The following is a 20,439-nucleotide window of genomic DNA, read 5'->3' as shown; positions in this document are numbered from 1 at the left end:
ATGATGATTTGCAAAGCTTAATTTATGCCATCCCCAGCTCCTTGGCTCTCCAGCTCCCAACAGTATCAGCGGCACCTTCAAGATCAGGTCCATAACGGTTCCATATTCGTGGTTGCTTACGCTGTATCGAAGAGAAACCGTACCGGACATCTTCAGCATCAATTCCCCATTGTCGATCTCCTACTGGAATCGATTCTATAGCGTATAAAAGCTTCTCTACCATCCGCTTCGCCAAGTGATCATCAGTATCAGCGAACCAACCGACCGCCCGTATCAGCCAAGCAACTGTAGCGGATACAGGTTCTGTAGAACCATCTGTTGACCACTTGTCAAACGACCGCAAATTGTCCCGATGAAGCAAGAAAGCTAACGAAGTAGGAACCTGCTCTCTGAATACAGATACCTGCAAGCTGTTAGGTTGTCCCCGCCCCATCCCACGCCCCAATTCTGCGTCCTTTAAACCAAGAAGCACTCCTGTAAGAACATTGAGCCGTAAGCCACCTGAGGTCCGGTAGTCTATTTCCTCAACTTTGTAGAGAAGGCTCGCAGCAGATTCTGGTAGCACCTCCACCAGATCCCGGAAGAACTGGTGGCCAGGCTTCTGCAACTGCGCAGTAGGGCCAGTCACTAAATCTACGATGATTGAGAGATCAGTTTTTAATCCAGTGTTCGTTACTACACGCCTCAGGAAATCGAGAAGGCCCGTATAGCTAGGATATATACCTGCAACAGAGTAACGACGTTCTAAGCCAGCCGTGTAATCATCCAAAGCCTTTTGATCCAGCGAATCAGCTGCCTCGATGCTATTTGCCCCGCCCGGAAGCGCGATAGACGGATTCGCGCGAAAAGCGGAGCGGAGCAAGTCGCGATCTTCTCCCTCGAACTCCTCTACTTCACGCCAAAGAAGTTGGAGGTGTCTGTCGGATGAAGCGTCATCAAGGGTTGTCAAAAGAGTGTCGCGTCGTTGCCTTGCAAGAATCTGCTCCTGCCTTGCAAGAATCTGCTCCTGGCTTGCAAGCAGGGCTGAATCCTGCTCTGACTGTTTTACCCCACGACGCCAAACCAACCATGGAATCGCAGCTGTAACCACAAGAGTTAAGAGAGCAACAATGAAGCTAGGGTCAGACCAGTCCAAACGAGTGCTCAACTCGCCCCACCAAGAAAACACTTTTTGTCTCCAGCAGCTAGACGTTGAAGCGGAACTCCACCACGTCGCCGTCCTGCATGATGTAGTCCTTACCTTCCATACGGACCTTGCCCTTGGCCTTAGCCTCAGCCATGGAGCCTGCGGCGTCCAGGTCCTCAAAGGAGACAATCTCAGCTTTAATGAAGCCCCGCTCAAAATCAGTGTGAATCACGCCGGCAGCCTGGGGTGCGGTGTCGCCCTGGGAGATAGTCCAGGCGCGGGTCTCCTTAGGGCCAGCGGTCAGGTAGGTCTGCAAGCCCAGGGTAGAGAAGCCAACACGGGCTAGCTGGTCCAGGCCAGATTCGTCCTGACCGTTCAGTTCTAGCATCTCGCGAGCTTCTTCCTCAGAGAGCTCCACCATGTCAGCCTCAAGCTTGGCGTCCAGGAAGACAGCCTCGGCAGGTGCCACCAGCTCACGCAGTTCCTGCTGCTTTTCCTCAGAAGCCAGCACGCCCTCGTCCGAGTTAAAGACGTAGATGAAGGGCTTAGAGGTCAGCAGGTTCAGCTCCTTGAGCAAAGCCATGTCGATCTTGGCTTCCTTGTACTTGGAAATCAGGGTGTCGCCCTGTTCCAGTATGGCCTGAGCCTTCTTGTACTCCTCAAGCTGGGCGGGGTCGCCCTTCTTGATTTTGACGGCCTTTTCCAGGCGCGGGATAGCGTTCTCCAGGGTCTGCAGATCCGCCAGCACCAGTTCGGTGTTGATGGTTTCCATGTCAGAGGCAGGGTCTACCTTGCCATCCACATGGATAACATCGGGGTCGTCAAAAGCACGAACGACCTGGGCGATGGCGTGCGCCTCACGGATGTTAGCCAGGAACTGGTTACCCAAGCCTTCGCCCTCGGACGCACCACGTACAATACCGGCAATATCTACGAAAGACACTGTTGCAGGCAGGATACGTTCAGAACCGTAGATCTCTGCCAGGCGGGCAAGACGCTCATCCGGCAGGTTCACTACGCCAATGTTCGGTTCAATGGTGGCGAAAGGGTAGTTTGCCGCCAGGATGTTGTTTTTAGTCAGTGCGTTAAAGAGGGTCGATTTGCCGACGTTAGGCAGACCGACAATACCAATAGTAAGAGCCACGGAGATATAAGCCTTTTGTTGTGAAGAATCTTTTGCTCCCTAGTCTACTAGGTGAGCACAAGCGGTAGGGTGCCGGCGGTGCGTGAGAAGCCACAAACTTAGTTAGAGGGCGGTAATCAGCTACCTGCGCCAGGGGGCTAGCCCCCGAGCGTCCTATCCCCTGCCCCGTGTCCCTGCCCTGTACCCCTGTACCGTGACAAATATCAGGGGTAAGTCGTGACGTTTAGCATCGGGCGCTAGGGCGGGCCAGCGGCAAGCTAGAAGTATGAAAACCGCAGTTGCAGCCTCTCACCTCACCCAGACCTTTACCAGCCACACCGGTACCGTTGAGGCAGTCAAAGACGTTAGCTTCACCGTGGCTCCCGGTGAAGTTGTTGCCCTCCTTGGTGAAAACGGGGCCGGTAAATCGACCCTGCTCGATATGCTCCTAGGGTTGGCCTCCCCCACGGCGGGGTCCGTTAAAATCTGTGGAACCGCACCGGCGCAGGCAGTCAGAGCATCCCGGGTAGCTGCCGTCCTCCAGAGCGGTGGCCTGCTCAAAGACCTCACCGTCAAAGACCAGGTAGCCATGGTCGCCGCAACCTACCCCACTGCACCCAAGGTCTGGGCAGCTCTCGAAGCCGCAGGTATAGCCGATATCGCCAACCGCAAGATCGCCAAGTGCTCAGGCGGCCAGCAACAAAAAGTCAGGTTCGCTATCGCCCTTTTGGGTGACCCAGCGATCCTTATGCTTGATGAACCCACTACCGGCATGGACGTCAAAGCCCGCGCGGCCTTCTGGGAGTCCATGCACGCCCAGGCCACCCTGGGCAAAACCATTCTTTTTGCCACACACTACCTGGAAGAAGCCCAGGACTTTGCCGACCGTATCATCATGCTGTCCCACGGTTCAGTGGTTGCCGATGCCACCACCGAACAGATAAGGGCACAGGCAGGTGTGCGCACCGTACGTTTCCGCCTGGACGGTGGTAGCGAGCTAGCACTGACTGCCCAGCAACAAGAAGAATGGGGTGTCCAGCTCAGTCCAGCCCAGAAGGGCAGGTACACCCTGAGCTGTGTCGAGGTCGAGCGCTTCCTGGCTTTCGTGCTTGCTGAGTACCCCCTAACCCAGCTAGAGGTGACCCAGCCAACACTGGCTGAGGCTTTTAGTATCCTCGCCCGCACCAACTAACCACACACGCTAAGGATTCAGCTATGCAACTTCTCCGCTTTATGGGCTACGACCTTAAGCACTCCCTCATGAACTTTTCGTCTTTCTTCTACCTGCTTCTGATGCCGGTGGGCTTCTACTTACTCTTTGGGGCCATGCAGGACTACAGCCATATGGCCTTCAGGGACGGTGATGCTGCCGCCTACGTCATGCTGGGTATGGCGGTCTACGGTGCCGTCGTGGGCGCGGTATCATCTGCCGGCAATGCGGTGATTGAAATTGAGTCAGGCTGGGGCCGCCAGCTGGCCCTGACGCCAATAACCTCTCGCCAGCTCCTTGCCACTAAGACTGTCAACGCACTGGTGACAACAGCTCTGCCGGTGCTCTGCGTCAATCTAACCGCCCTGCTGACTCAAGCCAGCATACCTCTAGGCCAGCAGGTAGCCTGTGCCTTAGTCACCCTAGCCGTCTCCGCTATCTTCGTTGCCTACGGGAGCCTCATTGCCAGACTCTTCAAAAACGCCCGTGCCGTCCCTGTAGCTTCCGGTCTGCTGGTCTTCTTCTCCTTCTTTGGCACCACCTTCAGCCCGCTCTCCACGGACCTCTTGGCGGTTGCACGTTTCACCCCGCTCTACGGGGTTACCCAGCTCTCCCGTTACTTCTTCACCCGGGGTGATACCGTCACCACCGACCCCATCACCTGGTTTGTCACCGAGCCAGTCAGCTACGCCCTACTAAACCTGGCCTTCTGGGGAGCAGTCTTCATGGTGGGAAACTGGTTACTCCGCAAGCGCGTACATTCCCGCTAGAGTGAGACAATAGAACCGTGAACTTCTCCGCACTCAAGAACTTTGACAGAGTAGCAGCGGGTTTCTCAGGGATTTGGCTGGTCTTCCTGCTCTACCCGCTGAGCTACCTCCTGAACAACAGCTCTTTTACGTTCACTCAGAAGGTAGTCGGACTTATCTGCTTCCTCCTGTTCTCCCTGATCTACCTGCTCTCTTTTGGGGCCTACGATTTGCTGACCGAGCCTCGCCCCGTTTTCAAGACCCTCTACTGGAACCTGCTGCTCCTTCTTCCCGCTATTGGGCTATCTTCGGTGCTAGGAGGATGGGGCTTCTACCTTTCCTCTTTCTGCGTGGCTCTCTGGGCTTTTCATGCGCCGCAAAGGGTTGGGATCATCGTCGGGGCTGTGATAGCCCTGGTGATGTCGGCCTGCTTAGTTTTCTTTTACCGGGATATCTTGTTCCGGGGTGGCTACGGATTCATTACCGGTTCCTTTTTTGTGCTGGTCATGGCAACGCTAAGTTACTGGGCGGATCTGCGCAGGGAGCGGGAGGAAGAACTGGCTCGGGCTCAACAGGCTGAGCACATAGCCCGGGACGTCCACGATATTTTGGGGCATTCGCTGACCGTTATCAACCTTAAAGCTGAACTTGCCACGGCACTTGCCACGGCCCAGCCGGAGAAAGCCCGTGATCAGATGCAAGAGGTAGCGGTTCTATCGCGCACCGCTCTAGCGGAAGTACGGGCTACCGTGACCCGAATGAAGAGCCCCGATCTCGCTGGGCAGCTTGAAGCCGCTCGTAGGGCTCTGGAAACCGCCCAGATTAGGGCTCATCTGCCAGAACCGGCTAGGGTAGCGATAGCCGGGAATAATGCCACTCTTTTTAGCTGGGTGCTGCGCGAAGCCATCACCAATGTCCTACGCCATTCATCGGCCCGTAACTGCTGGGTAAATCTAGATGCCGAACGAATCGAAATCATTGACGACGGCACCAAGGGCCCCTTTAAACCCGGTAACGGGCTGCTGGGCTTACAGGCTAGAGTGCAGGAAGCAGGCGGAGATCTGCTCATAGCCCACGGTAGCTCCACCCGTCTACTGGCTACGATGAACGGGGATACCTCACCCCTGACCGGCCCAGGAGGGAGTGCATGATTAAGATTCTGATTGCTGATGATCAGCAACTAGTCCGTGAAGCCTTGGGGGCGCTGCTGTCCTTGCAGCCTGACCTGGAACTAGTTGGCACCTGCGGGCGGGGAGACGAGGTCTTCCCCCTTGTTGAACAGAGCTCACCCGATGTCGTCCTCCTAGACATTGAGATGCCAGCAATGAACGGTATTGAGGTAGCTGCCCAGCTCAAAGAGCGTAAAGTAGCTTGCCGCTCTTTAATCGTGACAACCTTTGGCAGGCCGGGTTACCTGAGCCGAGCACTGGAGGCGGGGGCCTGTGGCTTCGTGGTCAAAGACACGCCGGCAGCCCAGCTGGCGGAGACTATCCGCAAGGTCCATGCCGGCCTGCGAGTGGTTGACCCGGCTCTGGCTGCCGAAAGTTTCTCGGTAGGGAGTTCGCCTTTGACCGACCGCGAACGTCAGGTCCTTGTAGGTGCGGAGAGAGGGGCCTCTGTATCAGCTATTGCCCAGAACTTGCATCTCTCCCAGGGGACGGTGCGTAATCATCTATCGAGCGCCATCACCAAGTTAGAAGCCTCCAACAGGTTTGATGCCGCCCGTCTAGCCCGCGAGCGTGGCTGGCTTTAGAGGACTTACCTTAGTGAGAGGCCCCGGTCAGGTTAAGCACCAAAACTCCGGCGATGATGAGGGCGATTCCCACTACTTTGGTGACTGTGACGGGTTCCCCTAAGAAGATTGCGCCGATTCCTACGATGGCCGCTGTTCCCAGGCCCGACCATAGGGCGTAGGCCACCCCCACGGGGATATCACGCACGGCGATAGAGAGCATATAAAAAGCTAGGCCGTAGCTGGTGAGGCACCCCAGAGTAAAACCCCAGCGGGTGAAGCCTTCGGTGTATTTAAGCAGGCTGGTTGCTAGCAGTTCAGCGATAATTGCTATGGTCAAAAAGAGGTAGGGCATAGTCACCTATTGTGCCCATCAAAGCTCTAAAAGGCCAGAGACCCAGCCCACCCCAGCGCGGGCATCTGCTGGGCCGGGTTAGAGTAGAGATTATGGCTACACCAACGGTTCTTCTTGCGATCATTCTTGCCCTGGTTTTGGGCACCCTGGCCGGTTTCTTCTGGGGGCGGGCGGGCAACGGTTCTACCGATGCGCTCCGCGAAAAAAATGCTCAGCTCACTGCAGATCTTGCTGCCGCCCAGCGGGCTGAGACTCTGCTAAGTGAGCGGGTCAGGGAGCTTCAGGCCCGGGCGGAGGCCGATGAAGACGTCCTACTGGCGCTAGCCCCGGTCAAGACCCAGCTGGCAACCATGGAAAAGTCAGTGCGCACCATGGAGACCCAGCGCGCCCAGCAGTACGGGGGCCTGGCTCAGGCTCTGAATGAGACGAATAAGACCAGCCACCAGCTCCGCGAGGTCACGGGCCTGCTTTCTTCCGCTTTGCGCTCCACCAGTGCCCGGGGTAGCTGGGGTGAGGCCCAGCTACGCCGTGTGGTAGAGGCCGCCGGCATGCTCCGGCATGTGACCTTTAGCGAGCAGAACACCACAGTAGCTACCGATAGCAGGGGTCAGGAGCGACAGATTCGACCGGATATGGTGGTTCATCTACCCGGCGGTAAAACGGTGGTACTCGATGCTAAGGCACCCTTGAGTTCCTACCTTGATGCCCAGGAGGCTGAGGGGCCGGTGCAGGCTGAGCTATTGGGCCGTCACGCTAAGGCTGTTCGCGCTCACCTTGATGCCCTGGCCTCTAAGCAATATTGGGCCGGTTTTGGGGCTTCACCGGAATTGGTGCTCTGCTTTATCCCGGTAGAGTCAGCCCTTTCGGCGGCACTGACCGCAGACGCTAAGCTCTTGGACTACGCCGCGGCCAAGAACGTAGCACTGGTATCGCCTGTATCGCTGTTGGCCGCGCTTAAGGCTATTTCCTTCTCCTGGCGGCAGGATGCTCTGACCGATAACGCCCGGGAGCTCTTTAATCTTTCACAGCAGCTCTATGAGCGACTCGGTACCGCGGGGTCCCATCTTGCGGGTATGGGTAAGTCCTTGGCGCGCACTGTTGATTCGTATAACGCGCTGGTGGGTTCCTTAGAGACCCGTGTGTTTGTGACCGCCCGCAAGATGACGGCTCTCTCCGGGGTGCAGGACGCTACCGGTCACCTGAGCCCCACCCCTTCGGAAGCTAGCCTTAAACCGCTGACGGCACCGGAGTTCATGACCTCCCTCCCCCAGTACCATGCGGAGAGTACCCAGAGAAAAGAGAACATCGGCCCTGAGCCTTACGACTCGTGGACCGATGAACCTCTTTTTGATGAATAAGGCTTAGCGGGTGGGCTTTGAACCTCGTCCGCCCAGCCGCATAGCGGGAGCACCGGTGTCGTTCTTCAGAGCAGCACGCAGTTCTTTGGGGAGGGAAAAGAGGATGTCTTCCTTAGCGGTTTCGTGTTCCTCAACATCGGTGTAGCCGTAGTCAGCGAGCAGGTGCAGGACCTCTTGCACCAGCACCTCGGGAACCGATGCACCGGAGGTCAGCCCCACTGTGGTTACGCCCTCAAACCAGGCTTCATCGACCTGGTGAGCAAAATCAACGCGCTCGGCACGCTGAGCACCGTATTCCTCAGCGACCTCCTTGAGGCGCACCGAGTTTGATGAGTTAGAAGAACCCACAACAATCACGAGGTCGCTCTTGGGAGCAATTTCCTTGATAGCACCCTGGCGGTTTGAGGTTGCGTAGCAGATATCGTCTGAGGGCGGGTCCTGGAGGGTGGGGAAACGCTCGCGCAGGCGGGCAACGGTCTCAAGGGTTTCGTCCACCGACAGGGTTGTCTGAGAAATCCACACGACCTTTTCGGGGTCGCGCACAGTTACCCGGTCAACTTCGTCGGGCGAGTTAACAATCTGGATGTGTTCGGGGGCTTCGCCTGCTGTGCCCTCGACCTCTTCGTGGCCGGTGTGGCCGATCAGCAGAATGTCATAGTCCTGCTTAGCAAAGCGGACCGCTTCCCGGTGCACCTTGGATACCAGTGGGCAGGTCGCATCAATAGTGTTAAGCTGGCGCTCAGCGGCAGAATCGACAACGGCAGGGGAAACACCGTGGGCTGAGAATACGGTGACGGCGCCCTCGGGAACTTCCTCTACCTCGTCCACAAAGATTGCGCCCTGAGCTTCTAGAGTCTCAACGACGTGTCGATTGTGCACAATCTGTTTGCGCACGTACACCGGAGCACCGTAGTGCTCTAGAGCACGTTCAACGGCGATAACCGCGCGGTCAACGCCAGCGCAGTAGCCGCGCGGGGCGGCCAGAAGTACTTTTTTGGGGCCGGTTGGTGCGGCGGCCTCAATTTCTTGGCGGGTCCGGCGCACACGTGGCACGGTGGGCAGGCCCAGTTCAATGGTCTTTTCGGCAGTGGACATAGTCTCTATCCTACGTTGTTCTAGCGAAAGCGTGCAGTGGCGGGTCTCGCAGTTACGCGGAGCACCGCTATGAGAATTGCCAGCAGGGTCAGGACGACCGCCGCAATCAGCACCTCAAAGGCCAGTCCATTCAGGTAGCTGGCAAAGGATTCAGCAATTAACTGTGAGAGTTTCTGGAAAAAGAGCACACCGGAGCTACTTGCGCCCTGCCCAAGGCCCGAGAGCCATGAGGCTCCGCCACCGATCAGGGCGGTTGCCCAGAGAAGTCCTGCACCTATGAAAGCCACGCAAGCCAGGTGAGCACATTTAGAACCGGGCCACAGCAGAAAGCCCAGTAGGGCGGAGCCAGCGCAACCGGCTAGAAGAATCGGCCAGAGGCCCGCGAACCCTATCAGGGTGTTAATACTTGTGTTAACCGGCCAGATACTCTCGCCGGTATCGAGCATAAGGGTTCGCCCGGGAAGGGCGCTGGTATCAAGTGAGATACCAGTTGTGGCTCGCAGGGAATCACTAGCTTTATCGTAGATAGCTGAAAAGTCGAGCATGGCGGGCCTGGTCTCCCCCGAAAAGTTATAGCGGTGGGAGTCACTCATAGCTTTCGCCCACAACTCCGGGTAGTCTTCCGAGGCAACGACGGTGCCTGTGGCCTGGTTAACCAGGGTATAGGTCTGGTCGTATAACCAGTTCTGGGCGCCCCCGTACCAGGTCTCACTGTTCCCGTCCCCCAGGTAGGTGCTGATGGTAGGTGAAGCCATGATGTCATCAGTGACCGCTGAGGCCAGGCTGTTCTGGAAGTCCTGGTCTGTCGCCAGTCCCTGGGCCATAGCCGTGAAGTTATCGGTATCGACGATGGCGCTCTGGGCCCAGTAGGCCGTAGCACCGGCTAGCCCACACAAGAGGGTGAACAGGGCTAGCAGACTACAGAAGAAGCGGCGAAAGATCCGATAAGGAGGTTTGGCCGGGTAGGGGTAGGCAGGTAGGGGCGCAGGATTTACAGGAACCGGGTAGGAAGAAGCAGGAACCGTCTGTGCCTGGGGCACACGCCCCTGCCCCTGCCCCTGCCCCTGGGGAAGCGTGTGCTGGTAAGCAGCTGCTGTGCCGTAGGCTACGGCTCTAACAGCGGAAGCAGATTGCCCCTGAGTTTCTTGGTAGATGACACGTTGATTCTCGGCCTGGACCTGAGGGTTAGTCCAGTTGCCGTCACCGTGCTCATTAAAATCATGCCTACTTTGTGTGCCCATAGTCCTTGAATAGTAGCTTGTTTATCTAGCTTTTGGGGTGTTTTAACCTGTAGAAGGCCCTTTGATGCTATAAAAAGTACGACCGCCCCTCGTTAAGAGGCTAAAAGTGTCAGCCCCCGGTGGTAGTAGTGGTATATGAATACTTTTGGCGAACCTACGCTCGCTGAACTCCAGCAGCAACAAGAGGAAGGGCGGGAGCCCCGGCAACATGCCCAACGGGCCGGCCAGACCACACCCGATAACCCTTGGCCGCTTCATCTGCTCTCCCATAAGATGCACGAGTATATAGCCCGGTGTGTGCCAACCTGGGTCGAAGGCCAGGTAATTGAGCTCAACCACCGGGGCCGAGTCTCTTACCTGACCCTGCGCGATATTGACCAGGAAGTCTCAGTGTCGGTGACGGTCTGGGGTTCAGAGATGGCAAAAATCCAGGGGCAGGTAGAACGAGGTTCACGCATCGCCCTGCAACTTAAGCCAGATTTCTGGGTTAAAACCGGTCGGCTCTCCATGCAAGGTTCCAACATTAAGCCGGTGGGTGTGGGCTCCATGCTCGAACGTATTGAGCAGCTCCGTGCCAAGCTCCAGGCCCAGGGCCTGTTCGATGCCGGCCGCAAAAAACCGCTCCCGCTACTGCCCCACACCATCGGCTTGATTACCGGGCGCGATTCAGATGCCCTCAAAGATGTGATTCGTAATGCCAGCCTCCGCTGGCCTGCTGTTAACTTTGCGGTGCGGGAGGTAGCTGTTCAAGGTGTTCATGCGGTAGCCCAGGTAACAGCGGCCCTGGCTGAGCTTGATGCGGATCCCTCCATTGACCTGATTGTAATTGCACGCGGTGGTGGCTCCTTCGAGGATCTACTGCCCTTCTCAGAAGAAGCCATGGTTCGCGCCGTTGCGGCGGCCCGCACCCCTGTGGTCTCTGCTATCGGGCATGAGGCCGATTCACCTCTCCTTGATCATGTGGCCGATGTGCGCGCTTCAACACCCACCGACGCTGGTAAGCGTATCGTGCCCGATGTCGCCGATGAGCGTGAGTTCTTCCGGGCAGCCCGCTACCAGCTGATGCGCTCTCTTGAGCTGCTGATTCAGCGTGAGCGCATGGGGCTAACCCAGGTCCGTTCCCGCCCGGCCCTTGCCGCCCCAGCTTCAACCATGCTGGCGCGGGCTGAGGATATTGAGCGTCTCCGAGCCCGAGCATTAACAGCGGCCACCCATCGGCTGGTACGCGACCGTGAACAGGTGAGCCAGCTCAGGGCACGGGTCACGGCGCTCTCCCCCCAGCAGACGCTTGAACGGGGCTATTCCCTGGTACAAACAGCGTCGGGAGCCCTAGTCCGCGACAGTAGCACCCTTGAAGAGGGGCAGGCTCTTAAAGTGCGTGTGGCACAGGGTAGCCTGAAGGCCACCGTGACCTCAGTTTCAGATAGTGCTCTCTAGCCCCATCTCTCCCCCGCCCTGTAGAACGACTTAGACCCAAACACTAATAGAAGGAATTATCGTGAGCGACAATATCGAATTTGCAACCGAGCTTAATGCCCGCCCCGTGGATGAGCTTTCCTACGAACAAGCCCGCGAAGAGCTCATGCAGGTCGTAACCCGCATGGAGTCCGGGGCTTCCACCCTCGAAGAATCCATTGCCCTCTGGGAGCGCGGCGAGGCCTTGGCAGCTCGTTGTGAGGCCTGGCTTGACGGTGCCCAGGCGCGCTTAGATGCCGCCAAGCAGGCCACTAGCTAGGCCTGGCCTCGCAAATCTGCAAGAACGCAGGCGCAGAGAAAATGGCATCACTTTCTCTGCGCCTGCGCGCCTCTATATGCCTATATGTCGGCCTTTACAACTAATTCTGTTTGTAGTCGCTCAGGAAGTTGCCCAGGCGTTCCAGCGCATCAGCCAGGGTGTGAACATCCGGGAGGAAGACCAGTCGGAAGTGGTCGGGTTGCCCCCAGTTAAAGGCCGTTCCGTGGCTGAGCAGAATCTTCTGCTCCCTGAGCAAATCAAGCATGAACTGCTCATCGCTGGTGATGTTGAACTTATCAATATCGAGCTTGGGGAAGAGGTAGAGCGCACCTTCAGCCTGCTTGACGCTCACGCCCTCCATCTGACTGAGCATCTGGTACGACAGGTCACGTTGCTCTTTAAGACGGCCACCGGGCAGAATCAAATCCTTGATGGACTGGTAGCCGCCCAGCGCTGTTTGTACGGCGTGCTGGGCAGGTACGTTAGCGCACAGACGCATGTTAGCCAGCAGGTTAATGCCCTCAATGAAGGGGGCGGCCGCGAGCTTGGGGCCGGAAATAGCGACCCAGCCGGCACGGTAACCGCAGACCCGGTAGGCCTTGGAAAGACCGGAGAAAGTCAGGGTCAGCACGTCATCATCGGCGATAGAAGCTACGTGCGTCATGGTGGCACCGTCGTAGAGAATCTTCTCGTAGATTTCATCAGCGAAAATGACCAACTCATGTTCCCGAGCAATATCTACAATCTGCCTCAGAAGCTGAGGTGAGTAGACGGCGCCGGTCGGATTATTGGGGTTGATTACCACAATGCCGCGTGTCTTAGAAGTAATTTTGGACTTGATATCTTCTATATCCGGGAACCAGTTGTCTTCCTCCTTACAGAGGTAGTGCACCGGCTTGCCGCCAGCCAGCTGGGTAGCGGCAGTCCACAGAGGGTAGTCGGGACTGGGGACCAGAATCTCTTCCCCATCATCTAGCAAGGCCTGCAGTGTCATGGGGATAAGCTCAGAGACACCATTACCCAGGTAAACGTCGTCGGTGGTGATGTTCATGATGCCCTCGTTCTGGTAGTACTGCACAATGGCGGTACGGGCCGAGTAGAGGCCACGGGAATCCGAGTAGCCCTGGGTGTAGGGCAGGTGCTCGATGATATCCATCATGATGGTTTCAGGCGCTTCAAAACCGAAGGGCGCGGGGTTGCCGATATTTAGCTTAAGAATACGGTGACCGCGGGCCTCCATACGGTGGGCCTCTTCTAAGATAGGCCCACGAATGTCGTAGAGGACGTTTTGAAGTTTTTTTGTTTGCTTGAATGCCATGAGACTTAGATTACCCCCTGAGGGTGCTCAACCAGAAATGTGCGGCATCAGTTTCTGAGACGGCATTATCACCGCTGGTTAAGCTGTTGAGACGAATAAGTGAGTCGGTGTTGAGCTGAGCAGATACACCGTCGATGATGTCCCGGGCTTCTTGTGGTATTTCCCCCGCACGCACCAGCGGCACGATATTCTGGGCCAGCTGTGTCCTTTCCGGATCATCGAGCAGTGTCAGATTATTGGCCGATATATCGGCACTAGCCGAAAACATGTAGGCCAGGTCCGTCTGCCCCCTAATGAGCTGCTTGGCCTGTTCGGTCCGTTCATCGGTGGTACGGACTTGGTCGGGCATACAGCCATAATATTCTCGCAGTGAGTTTTCGCCGCTTGGGTTTGCGGTGTAGGTAGCGGGGGCTACTAGGCTAAGCTGGGCGCATTTTTCGCCAAGGTCACTCATGCTACCTAAACCGTATTTTTGGGCGGTAGCGGCGGTTACCACGTAGCCGTAACGGTTTGTGGCGGCTGAGGGGTTGAGCAATTCAAGGGTGTCGGGGAGCGCAAGGTCAACGTAGCTGACGATATCGTTACTGCTCAGACCCCGAACGTTAAGGTTTGTGGGGCTGGGGCTAGCTGTGGCTGAGGCTAGCCAAGCGGAGCTTGTTGCCGGTTGGCTAGACTGCTCAGTGGCCTGCACTCTTGACTGAGCCTGGGTGCGCTGATCATTGATGATGCTGGGGCTTGTCGAACCGTTGTCGGTCAGGTAGAGCAAGAGATCACCTGAGAGGTCAGGGGTGATATGAACAGCGTCCCCGTCGGGGGATATTGAGGTAGGTTGGGCAGTTGCTGAACTGTTCATATCGATGTGCATCTGCTCGAAAATAGCAGAACGATCCCTCCCGGTTTCCACAACCTCCGCGCTGTAACCAGCCTCTTGCAAAGCCACCTGATAGATGTAGGCTGCGTGCCTGGTTTCAGGTGTAAGTCCGGTTCCGATGCGGATGGTAGCGCTTGAAACTACTGACGGGGAACTGTGGGTTGTTCCTGCCCCAGAGGCTCCACATGAGGTAAAAGCTAAGGCTGCCACCGCCCCCAGCCCCATCACTTGCCAGCGCAAAGCTTTAATCGGCATAGTCACTTAGCGCCTTTCTTCTGGTAGACCCGGCTCAGAGCAAGGGCATCGGGGTAGCCCATCATACGGGCGGCTTCATCAACCAGGGAGTAATAGACATGGTTTTCCAATTCGGCTAAAGGAACCCACAGGGCAAGGTCAGTTGAGCCTCCAGTTTCTGAGCGCAGTTCCCCGCCTGTCCTATGAGCCCGGTAGATAGTACGAAGTGCACAAAAAGGTAGGTCACTTCCCTGGTTAGGGCCAAAGTAGCCGGCATGCACGCCCAGCAGACCATCAAGTTCCACGGTGTAACCTGTTTCTTCTAGCACCTCACGCCGGGCAGCATCTGCTGGCTGTTCGCCCGGTTCCATGCCTCCCCCAGGTAGGGTCAGGCCGGGTTTGAAGCCCGGAATGTGAGGAACCCACCGTGCTAGCAGAATCTGCTCGTCTTCAATAACTACTGCATAGGCGGCCGGGCGGGTTTCCATTTTCGGCTGAGGCATGCAAGGGTTTCCTTTACTATCGATTCTCTTCCACCAGTTTAGCGACCTGGGCCGGTGTCATTTGCCAGCCCCACCACCATATTCAGCTACCGCTCATCTATCTGGTTTGTCTTCAGCTTTACAGAAGAAAAGGTATTAGGCTCTTGGGTATGAGTTTTTCAGGGAATGTACTAGCAGAGAATTCTTCAATTGAGCAGGGAACCGCTGCAGCAGAAAGTATCATGGCGCGGATGACCAGCATAGATTTCTGGATGGGTGCACCGCTTCGCATCCTTCTGATTCTTACCATCGGGGGTATTTTGCACATACTCTTACGGGTGGTTATCAGGCATGTCGCTGATTCCATTGCACGCGGGACTCGAAGCCGAATCGTAGCCAGCGAAGATAAGAAAGGCTTGCTCGCTAAACGCTGGTCCTCAGATACGTCCCTGGCCTCCGCCCGGCAGGCCCAGCGCGCTCACACCGTAGGCTCCGTTCTCCGGTCAGTTTCAGCCATCATGATCTGGACCGTCACCATCGTCATGGTTATCGCTGAGCTCGGTTTCAATATTGCACCGGTAATCGCATCTGCCGGTGTTGTGGGTGTGGCGCTGTCCTTCGGCGCGCAGTCCCTAGTCAAGGACTTCCTTTCGGGCATCTTTATTGTGGCTGAAGATCAGCTAGGTATCGGTGACTGGGTTAATCTAGGCGATACAGAAGGGGAAGTTGAAGATGTAGGCCTACGTACGACCCAGGTACGAGACGTCCAGGGCACCCTGTGGCATGTGCGCAACGGTGAAATCCTAAGAGTGGGCAACTCATCCCAGGGCTGGGCACGAATCGTTATTGACCTGCCTATCCCCTACGAGGCAGATATCGACGAAATGGCTGATTTCCTGGTCAAATCCACCCAGGAGGCTATTGAACTACCCGGAATTAAGGGCAATGTGTCAGGCCAACCCCAGTATCTAGGTGTCCAGTCGGTGACCGGCGAATCCGTGATTCTACGTTTGACGGTGACTACTGCCCCGTCCGAGCAGTTTGCTGTGGGCCGTAAACTCCGCGCCGAACTCAAAAAAGCTATGGATAAGCAAGGAATTCGTATCCCGCTTGCTCAGCAGTCGGTAATTCACAGCCAAGTGCACGGTAATGGTTCTGTCGCTAGCGCTAGCACCACACCCCAAAAATTTACCGACGCTTCCGCCTTCGACAAGAAGTAAAGTCAGCGTCTAGCATAGGTGCACCCTACGGAGGACACCGGAGGGGTTAGCGCTTTTTGCCTCGGCTACCGCGCCCGCTCCCCTTGGGGGCGGGCTTAGCACCCTTTTGAGCCTGGAACTGCCGCATGTTACCGCTCTTTTGCGCATTGCGTCTCTTACGGTCCTCGGTTTCACGCCGTTTATTGGCGGCCTGACGTTTACGCTTGGCTTCCTCTTTTTCACGGCCTTGCTTCTCTAAGGCGGTTTCGCGGGTGTCACTGCCCCTCTGAGAGGCGGCTGTTCTGCCCCTGGTAATACCCACAAAATCCTGAATCACAGCTTCCCGCTCTTCTTGGCGTGCCTGGCGCTTCCAGACCAGCAAGACCTGGTACTCTTCTAGTCCTTCAACAGGGCGGTAGGTGACGTCCTTGCGGTGGTAGAAGCGGGCAAGAGACATAGGCACCACCAGCAAGCCCAGACCAGCGGCGACCAGCTCTACGGCATCGGCCCGGTGCCTCATGGAAGGTAGCGGGCGGGATTCCTGCACGATACGAGTCTGCTCGGTGTGTTCCCAGCCCGGTATCTCCCTAGGATCTTGAAGTAGGAACTCCTCAGCCAGATCAGCCACCGGGACCGCCTCTAGGAGGGTGAACAGATGGTCTTTGGGCAGAACGACAACGGGCACTTCGCGGTAGAGCTCAATAGCGTGGTAGAGGTTCTTATCGCGCGCTGCAGGTTCATCCTCGGCTCGCACAAGCACCATATCGGCAAAGGCATCGAGGGCGGCAAGCCCTTTGCTCTCCCCAAGTGCCACATCGGTTAGCGGGGCCAGCGCCCAATAGCGATCGCGCCAACGGTTGAACCACTTACCCGGCATCACACCGGGCACAAAGCCCACGCACAGGCCTGGCACTTTACCAACCTGCTCATAGCGATCCGTGTGTCCATCTACTAACAAATCTGTATGGGCGAGGATAGCTTGGCTGAGTATCACGCTATTTACCTTTCGGCAGTTGGGGCTTTGAACGCCGTGCACCGTGCCACCGGATGAGCAGCACAAGGATCAGGAATATAAGCACCAGTGAGAGGGCAACAGCCGGGTTTTCTAGCCAGAGCCAAATCACCGACATACCGACCGTTGCGTAAATTGTTCCCCAGAAGAAAGTGCCGACGAGCATGGCTGGTACCCATCGGGTAAGTGGCATGCGGGTAAAGCCAGTCGTGAGGATAACTGCGGTCTGAAAGCCAACCGTCACAAAACAGGCGGGAACTGCCAAGACACCCCAGCGGTTCACAAAAAACTGGGCTCTGCGGTAGAGGGGGTGGTCCATCAGGTAGCGAATTTTGTGGAAGCGACTGCTACCGGTCGAGGCCAGCCAGCCCAGGGAAAAGACGATGCTTGTTCGCACTATGCCTACCAGCCACATGAATCCTATTGCGGCACTCCAGTGCAAGCCTTCTAGCCATTCCCTCATTCCCCCAGTCTAACGGCATGGCCTGGCAACAGCTTTCCAGAAGGTGAGAGTAAGGTCACAATTTCTTGGCAAATAGGTACCTGACATGGCCTAATAGTTTAAAATTTAGGCTATCCTATCTTCAAGAATAGGTAAATCTAAAAAAATTACAGGGACCCCCTAGCCATAGGCCACAGAATTAGGTTATATTTTTATTACCAAATAGCTCAGGGCCTTGTGGGAAGGCCTGCTAGGAGGTCAACAAGATAACTTTTCTTCCTGTGTGTGATGCAAGGCGGAGGTGCAACCAGCACCTCCGCCTTTCTCTTTGACCGCGCCAGGTTCTCCGCCTCAGAGGGCCTCTTCTAAAGGTCAATAGACCTAATCTTCTGCAGGACTGGGGGAACAGATGAATGGATACTTTCCCGCAGCTTCTGGGCTACATGCTCACTACGCCCAGCAAGGCAACCCACAGTAAAGGGGCTTAGCCCCGCAGTGGAGGACTCATTCAAGCCCTTAAGCCAGTCAAGAAAAGTCAACTCATCGGTGAGCTTGCCCAGCTCAGCTTGAAGTAAGCGAGCGCTCTTGAGCAAGGTCTCCTGGCCTTCGCTCAAAGAGATGCCTGCATCGGCGCAGGCAGTCAGGCAGTAGCGGGTAGCTTTAGCCAGCTTACGCAGGTCATGAACACCATCATCGTAAGCGGTGGTGACCGCGAAGTCCCCTGCAGAGTCAGGCCAGGCTTTCACCGCTTTAAGTCCCTGCTTAACCATCTTCTTTTGTAAGCGCCGAGCGACCTTAGCACTGTACTTTTCACACTGTGCAGGTAAATCTACAAACCTATCCAAATCTTTTTGCAGATCACGCAGAGACTGCTGGAGGTTCAACCTCTGGGACGAATCAAGGTAGGTCATAGCAGACACCAGGCCTTCCTGTGTCTGTTCCTGCTCCAGATGAGCAAGTTCAGCCAGGTCCTTATCACCTAGCAGCTGCGTCCGTGCAAGGCCTAACTGAGCCAAAGGCAGGATAAGCTCGCCGTTCCGATGCTGTTCAAGCTCAGATGCATAGGTTTTAAGACCACCTAAAATCGTTTGAAGCTGCGCCTTAGCCTGCTCATCTTTGGCATAGGGAACCGCCATGAAAGCAAGCACGCTCCGTAGCTGACGGGCAATGACCCTCCCCTGGTGACTGGAATCAGGTAGTCCTGCCCGGACCAGCAAATCAGCCTGCCCCAGTTCAATGCTGTACCGGTTCACAATCTCTGCCAGCATGTCGGCCGATGTAGCCGGATCCCGCCAAACGGCATCCGCAGAGGCAACCGGGGATAGCTCAACCCCTTGTTCGGGCAAGCCTTCCGACTGTTTGAGGTGAGCCTCTCGGCGGCGCTCAAATTCAGCGTCTTTTCCGAGCGCTCGCGCAATTTTGGCCGGAGAGGATGAAGGGCTTGCCCCTGCCGCTAGAAGTAACTCCTCGACCGTGGAGAATACCTTGTGAGCAAGGTTGGGATCCGATTGCGCCGGCTCTAAAAGTTCTATTTCCCACTCCTGCCAGGCACGCTCAACTCCGGTGGCGTAGTCAAGGGCCTGAACACGGTCATCACAGATTTCCGCCAGTGCCTGGCCATCTGAACTACGGATAACAGTCCTGCTCCTGTGGGTAGCTAAACCAACTCGCGGTTCAAGTGCACTGCCAGCGGTCAGCACCCGCACAAAACGTCGAATATCTTCGGGCATATCTTCGGGGTTCTCAGCCAGGCTGAAAGCTACCTCATGGCGGTCACCAGAAACATCAAATTTGATGTGCCAGCCCTCGTCATACCCGCCTAGCCTCCGGCGGAGGGCAAGGCTGTGGGCAGCGAGCTGACCTTGCGGCGTATCAAAGTAAGTTGCATCGAGCTCTTCTACAACAGGGGTATCAGCTATCCAGCTCTCAAACTGCCAGGCGATAACCGGAGCCTGCCCGCCTAGGTCTGCAAGCTCGTATTTACGTTCAACTTCTAGGTGGTGAGCAACCATAAGGAATCCTTCACTGTGGTGATCAGCGGTAGCGGCTAAACCGCCCCATGCAAAAACGCCTGCCCTAGGTTCAGGGCAGGCGCTTGATTCAGTTCTTTCGATGAGCTCTACGGCTCACAGATTTGTCTAGGCCCGCCGACGCCTGAGGACATCGTCAAGATTGAGCGAAGCGGCCTCCGCAAGAGTCTTAGTCTGGCTCAGTTGCTCAGGCTCTGACTCATTCACGGTAGGTAGTTCCCTATGCGCTGTGGGTGCATCAAGATAGGTCGGGCGGGGAACCTCTGTAATCTGCCAGCTAGTATCGGGCAGAGCCTCGTCCATTCTCAGGCGAGGGGTAAGCTCGGTGTCCCTTTGAGCCGCAGGAGCCAGAGAGGGCCTCAGGGCGGTCGCAGGGGTCTGGGTCCGTGCTTTGCGTAGTGCTTTAGCTGCGTGACTAACCGGCATCTGCTGACGAGCGCGGGCAGGGCGCTCAGGTGCAGGCCGCAGTTCAATGGATGAAGTTTCGGGCTGGGAAAGCGGGTTCACTCTACTTTCAGCGCCCTGTCTTCCCGAAGGACGATGGGCCTTGCGAGCTTTCTCAACGGTCAGGGCGGTACGGGCACGACGGCGGTCCCTGTCTCGAACTGCAAGTACACGCAAGAAGGTAAGAGAACCGGTAGCAAGAAGCAGACAGACCAGGGGGAAGGCGAAAGATGCGCTTGCCCACAGGCTCATAAGACCTGTGACCAGTGCAAGGAAAAGGGCCAGGCAGGCTAGCGAGAAGATTGCCAGACGGCCCCAACGCGGTACGAAACCGGTCCAAGGGGATCCTTCTGATCTAGCGGTAAGGGTCTGCACAGATTCGAGTGAACGCTCTGGGCTAGCGGGCTCAGGGGCCTCTTCCATGACGTCAGCAGCGTATTTCTCGGCGCCAATCGTCGCAGTTCCCTGCGGTTTTGTGCGGCGGCTGACCAGATAGAGCCCCGCAAGTACACAAACAAGCAAGACAATGCCTGAGGTGCTTAGCAGCTCCATAGACAGCCCCCATCTCAATAGCAGAAAAGTATAAACGTAACTCACCTATTCTATCGCAGAGCGCACCCGCTGACACTGCTTTGCGGGGGCGGGTTCAGGTAAGAAAACAGGGTATCTACTTGACATCCAAG

Annotated in this window: 20 protein-coding genes; 8 read left to right on the top strand and 12 right to left on the bottom strand. The window is 56.5% G+C overall.

Translation table 11 applies throughout. The annotated features are described in order from the left end of the window. Positions 1-22: 22 nt before the first annotated feature. Together ACN080_RS01885 and ychF are read right to left on the bottom strand one after the other, a co-directional pair. Positions 23-1,147 (bottom strand): hypothetical protein, encoded by a 1,125-nt coding sequence (locus tag ACN080_RS01885; protein ID WP_419112904.1) that lies wholly within the window; start codon positions 1,145-1,147, stop codon positions 23-25. A gap of 37 nt (positions 1,148-1,184) precedes the next feature. Then, a complete protein-coding gene (gene ychF, locus ACN080_RS01880; RefSeq protein WP_419111529.1) occupies positions 1,185-2,270 on the bottom strand; it encodes a redox-regulated ATPase YchF in 1,086 nt (361 codons plus the stop codon). Between the two features lie 265 nt (positions 2,271-2,535). On the opposite strand from ychF, the gene ACN080_RS01875 reads away from it, so the two are divergent. Genes ACN080_RS01875 through ACN080_RS01860 form a run of 4 tightly spaced genes read left to right on the top strand, consistent with a single transcriptional unit; the run spans position 2,536 to position 5,961 of the window. Next, positions 2,536-3,441 (top strand): ABC transporter ATP-binding protein, encoded by a 906-nt coding sequence (locus ACN080_RS01875; RefSeq protein ID WP_419112903.1) that lies wholly within the window; start codon positions 2,536-2,538, stop codon positions 3,439-3,441. Between the two features lie 23 nt (positions 3,442-3,464). After that, positions 3,465-4,229 carry an ABC transporter permease gene (locus ACN080_RS01870; protein WP_419112902.1) on the top strand — a complete coding sequence of 255 codons (765 nt, stop codon included), beginning with the start codon at positions 3,465-3,467 and terminating at the stop codon, positions 4,227-4,229. Positions 4,230-4,246: 17 nt separating this feature from the next. After that, complete coding sequence (locus ACN080_RS01865; protein WP_419112901.1) at positions 4,247-5,359, top strand: sensor histidine kinase; 1,113 nt, start codon at positions 4,247-4,249, stop codon at positions 5,357-5,359. After that, a complete protein-coding gene (locus ACN080_RS01860) occupies positions 5,356-5,961 on the top strand; it encodes a response regulator transcription factor (RefSeq protein ID WP_419111532.1) in 606 nt (201 codons plus the stop codon). Before ACN080_RS01865 ends, ACN080_RS01860 begins: the two co-directional genes overlap by 4 nt. A 10-nt stretch (positions 5,962-5,971) precedes the next feature. On the opposite strand, the gene ACN080_RS01855 is transcribed toward ACN080_RS01860, so the two are convergent. Next, entirely contained in the window at positions 5,972-6,295 is a 324-nt protein-coding gene (locus ACN080_RS01855) for a DMT family transporter (RefSeq protein ID WP_419099376.1), read from the bottom strand. A gap of 92 nt (positions 6,296-6,387) precedes the next feature. Here ACN080_RS01855 and ACN080_RS01850 point away from each other — a divergent pair, with 92 nt between their 5' ends. Then, positions 6,388-7,653, top strand: coding sequence for a DNA recombination protein RmuC (locus ACN080_RS01850; protein WP_419112900.1), 1,266 nt, complete (start codon positions 6,388-6,390; stop codon positions 7,651-7,653). A 3-nt stretch (positions 7,654-7,656) separates the two neighbouring features. Here ACN080_RS01850 and ACN080_RS01845 read toward each other — a convergent pair whose 3' ends face one another. Both ACN080_RS01845 and ACN080_RS01840 read right to left on the bottom strand, forming a co-directional pair. Continuing rightward, the gene (locus ACN080_RS01845; RefSeq protein ID WP_419099374.1) at positions 7,657-8,748 is read right to left on the bottom strand and encodes a 4-hydroxy-3-methylbut-2-enyl diphosphate reductase; all 1,092 of its coding nucleotides are present in this window, start codon (positions 8,746-8,748) and stop codon (positions 7,657-7,659) included. Between the two features lie 20 nt (positions 8,749-8,768). Further along, on the bottom strand, positions 8,769-9,989 hold the full coding sequence (locus ACN080_RS01840) for a hypothetical protein (RefSeq protein WP_419112899.1): 1,221 nt from the start codon (positions 9,987-9,989) through the stop codon (positions 8,769-8,771). A 135-nt stretch (positions 9,990-10,124) separates the two neighbouring features. On the opposite strand from ACN080_RS01840, the gene xseA reads away from it, so the two are divergent. Both xseA and ACN080_RS01830 read left to right on the top strand, forming a co-directional pair. Beyond that, positions 10,125-11,426, top strand: a complete 1,302-nt coding sequence (gene xseA, locus ACN080_RS01835; protein WP_419112898.1) for an exodeoxyribonuclease VII large subunit — start codon at positions 10,125-10,127, stop codon at positions 11,424-11,426. A gap of 61 nt (positions 11,427-11,487) precedes the next feature. Beyond that, entirely contained in the window at positions 11,488-11,724 is a 237-nt protein-coding gene (locus ACN080_RS01830; RefSeq protein ID WP_419099371.1) for an exodeoxyribonuclease VII small subunit, read from the top strand. 100 nt (positions 11,725-11,824) lie between these two features. Here ACN080_RS01830 and ACN080_RS01825 read toward each other — a convergent pair whose 3' ends face one another. From ACN080_RS01825 to ACN080_RS01815, 3 genes are read right to left on the bottom strand one after another with little or no spacing between them, the layout of a single operon-like run. Then, a complete protein-coding gene (locus ACN080_RS01825; RefSeq protein ID WP_419110736.1) occupies positions 11,825-13,042 on the bottom strand; it encodes a pyridoxal phosphate-dependent aminotransferase in 1,218 nt (405 codons plus the stop codon). Positions 13,043-13,052: 10 nt separating this feature from the next. Next, entirely contained in the window at positions 13,053-14,168 is a 1,116-nt protein-coding gene (locus tag ACN080_RS01820; RefSeq protein WP_419112897.1) for a glycine betaine ABC transporter substrate-binding protein, read from the bottom strand. A gap of 2 nt (positions 14,169-14,170) precedes the next feature. Next, positions 14,171-14,650 (bottom strand): NUDIX hydrolase, encoded by a 480-nt coding sequence (locus ACN080_RS01815; RefSeq protein ID WP_419112896.1) that lies wholly within the window; start codon positions 14,648-14,650, stop codon positions 14,171-14,173. A gap of 149 nt (positions 14,651-14,799) precedes the next feature. Between ACN080_RS01815 and ACN080_RS01810 the strand changes: the two genes are divergently transcribed. Beyond that, positions 14,800-15,849, top strand: a complete 1,050-nt coding sequence (locus ACN080_RS01810) for a mechanosensitive ion channel family protein (protein WP_419112895.1) — start codon at positions 14,800-14,802, stop codon at positions 15,847-15,849. Positions 15,850-15,895: 46 nt separating this feature from the next. Here the strand turns inward: ACN080_RS01810 and ACN080_RS01805 are convergent, their stop codons facing one another. The 4 genes from ACN080_RS01805 to ACN080_RS01790 form a co-directional block, all read right to left on the bottom strand. Then, complete coding sequence (locus tag ACN080_RS01805; RefSeq protein ID WP_419112894.1) at positions 15,896-16,822, bottom strand: LysR substrate-binding domain-containing protein; 927 nt, start codon at positions 16,820-16,822, stop codon at positions 15,896-15,898. 1 nt (position 16,823) lies between these two features. Next, positions 16,824-17,237 (bottom strand): hypothetical protein, encoded by a 414-nt coding sequence (locus ACN080_RS01800; RefSeq protein WP_419112893.1) that lies wholly within the window; start codon positions 17,235-17,237, stop codon positions 16,824-16,826. A 410-nt stretch (positions 17,238-17,647) separates the two neighbouring features. Further along, positions 17,648-19,294: a CHAD domain-containing protein gene (locus ACN080_RS01795; RefSeq protein WP_419112892.1), complete on the bottom strand. Its 1,647-nt coding sequence runs from the start codon at positions 19,292-19,294 to the stop codon at positions 17,648-17,650. Between the two features lie 126 nt (positions 19,295-19,420). Next, positions 19,421-20,308 carry a hypothetical protein gene (locus tag ACN080_RS01790; protein ID WP_419112891.1) on the bottom strand — a complete coding sequence of 296 codons (888 nt, stop codon included), beginning with the start codon at positions 20,306-20,308 and terminating at the stop codon, positions 19,421-19,423. Positions 20,309-20,439: the final 131 nt, after the last annotated feature.

Origin of the sequence: Rothia sp. CCM 9416, from assembly GCF_048513535.1 — a bacterium.
Classification (GTDB): domain Bacteria; phylum Actinomycetota; class Actinomycetes; order Actinomycetales; family Micrococcaceae; genus Rothia.
Note: the sequence above shows the minus strand (reverse complement) of the source record. Positions and strands in the feature narration are given on the sequence as shown.